The organism is Paenarthrobacter sp. 4246 (genome assembly GCF_040546855.1).
In the GTDB taxonomy this organism is placed as follows: domain Bacteria; phylum Actinomycetota; class Actinomycetes; order Actinomycetales; family Micrococcaceae; genus Arthrobacter.
The window spans coordinates 1-1,079 of the sequence record NZ_JBEPOP010000022.1 but is presented as its reverse complement, the minus strand read 5'-3'; the positions used below and the strand labels follow the sequence as shown (position 1 = coordinate 1,079).

The 1,079-nt window shown below is 60.9% G+C and carries 1 protein-coding gene; it reads left to right on the top strand.

Going from position 1 to position 1,079, the window contains the following annotated elements; genetic code table 11:
- Positions 1 to 235 precede the first annotated feature (235 nt).
- On the top strand, positions 236 to 829 hold the full coding sequence (locus ABIE35_RS21170; RefSeq protein ID WP_354517843.1) for an HhH-GPD-type base excision DNA repair protein: 594 nt from the start codon (positions 236 to 238) through the stop codon (positions 827 to 829).
- Positions 830 to 1,079: the final 250 nt, after the last annotated feature.

Here is a 1,079-nt window from a genome sequence, read left to right as displayed (position 1 = left end):
GACTCAGAAAACAATACACGCCCCCAACCCCCAACGCAAATCCACCCCCACACCCCACCCCACCCACACCAAACCCACCCCCAAAACCCCACCAACCGCCGTCGAACTCGCCACCGGACGTCAGGGCATCAGCTCTGCCGCACAGCAGGCAGGAACTGCGGAGTGGCCGCAGCGGGCTGCGAACTTATGGGTCGCAATGAGCGGGCCAATGACGTTGACGCCACCTGGTGGGAGGATGGAGCGCATGGAACTGCACATCACGGGAGATGCCGCCGCCGACAGACTGCTCAGTGACGACGCCTTTGCGTTGCTCACGGGTATGTTGCTCGATCAACAAGTCACCATGGAGTCGGCATTTGCTGGTCCAGAGAAGATCCGGACCCGCCTTGGGTCCCTGGAGCCAGCTGCCATTGCCGAGCACGATCCCGCCGGTTTCATCGAAATCTTCAAGGAGAGGCCGGCCGTTCATCGCTTCCCCGGTTCCATGGCAGGCCGGGTCCAAGCCTTGGCGGAGACGGTCCACAGCGACTGGAACGGTGATGCTGCCTCGATCTGGACCCGCGGAAACCCTGACGGTCCTGAGGTACTGCGCCGGCTCAAAGCGTTGCCGGGCTTCGGCGAGCAGAAGGCGAAAATCTTCCTGGCCCTGCTGGGCAAGCAATGCGGCCTTCAAGCCAAAGGATGGCGGGAGGCCGCCGGTCACTACGGCGAGGAAGGATCGTACTTATCCGTAGCCGACATCGTGGATCCTGAGTCATTAGTCAAGGTACGTGCCAGCAAGCAGGCAGCAAAAGCAGCTGCGAAGGCCGCAAAGTCGTCCAAAAACTAGTACGCGCCGAGCTTACCTGCTGCCGTTTCGGGCCAGGCCCTCCTGGATTCCCATCATGGGCCACATCTATCTTCCGCCTAGCTCAGGTTTTCCAGAGTTTCCCTGAGTTCGAGAAAACTGAAGAAACGCTCTTCCTCATGGGCCTGTTCGGGTGCTTGTCGCTCGGGGGTGTGTTTGGGTGGTTAAAGGGGAAGAGCCCCGACCTGTGGTCGGGGCTCTTGCCTAATGGTTGTCCGGCGGTGTCCTACTC

Bases quoted from the DNA above. Each gene is read 5' to 3' on its own strand.
- ABIE35_RS21170 (WP_354517843.1), top strand. From the start codon at position 236: ATGGAGCGCATGGAACTGCACATCACGGGAGATGCCGCCGCCGACAGA.